This is a genomic window from Streptomyces sp. P17, from assembly GCF_032436805.1.
In the GTDB taxonomy this organism is placed as follows: domain Bacteria; phylum Actinomycetota; class Actinomycetes; order Streptomycetales; family Streptomycetaceae; genus Streptomyces.
Genome location: NZ_JAVRBF010000249.1, coordinates 1 through 620 on the forward strand (window position 1 = coordinate 1; position 620 = coordinate 620).

Sequence of the window (620 nt, forward strand, 5' to 3'; positions counted from 1 at the left end):
TTTCAGCCATGGTTCCAAAGTTTTGCATGATGTGCATGATGTCATCAGGTGTGTCATCATGCCCAAAGCCTGCGTAGAACTTAGAGATCATTGGGGTCAATTCCATGACGAAGGCAGTATGCCTTCATTTCGTTGATATGACGTGAGAGGTTCTGAGCGAATTCGTGAGCCTCTTTACGCTGTTTACGAGCTTCGACTAGCCTCCTGCGATAGACAGCCATATCGTTAGCAACTTGGCTCTTGAAGCGAGCAAAGTCTTCTGGCGATAGGCTCTTGGATGCGATGAACTCACACATGCCTTACTGGCTCCATTGTGACGCAACTAATGTTGCTGGCTGGTACTGTGACGGTGAAGACATGCGTGGATTTCTTCAGGTAGTTGATGCGAATTTTATCGCCTTCATCACGCAGGTCATAAGTGTCGATAGCATCCTGCTTTGATACAGGAAGCCAGACAGGGTACTTGAAATAGAATGTCACTATCTTGGTTTCACCATTGAAGCGGACATTTGTTTGCTCATTCAGAATGACTTTTTCCATAGTATTCTTCCACTTCGAGCAATTGTGCATCAACTTCGTAGGTATGGTTCAGACCACCTACAAGATTGACAGCAGCGACA

General features: G+C 45.8%; 1 protein-coding gene. It reads right to left on the bottom strand.

The features are described from left to right. Positions 1-288: 288 nt before the first annotated feature. Positions 289-540 (bottom strand): hypothetical protein, encoded by a 252-nt coding sequence (locus RMT89_RS40680; protein ID WP_315888784.1) that lies wholly within the window; start codon positions 538-540, stop codon positions 289-291. Positions 541-620 lie beyond the last annotated feature (80 nt).

What these genes read in the sequence shown, in the direction of transcription:
- RMT89_RS40680 (WP_315888784.1), bottom strand. Translation starts at nt 540, where the DNA reads ATGGAAAAAGTCATTCTGAATGAGCAAACAAATGTCCGCTTCAATGGT.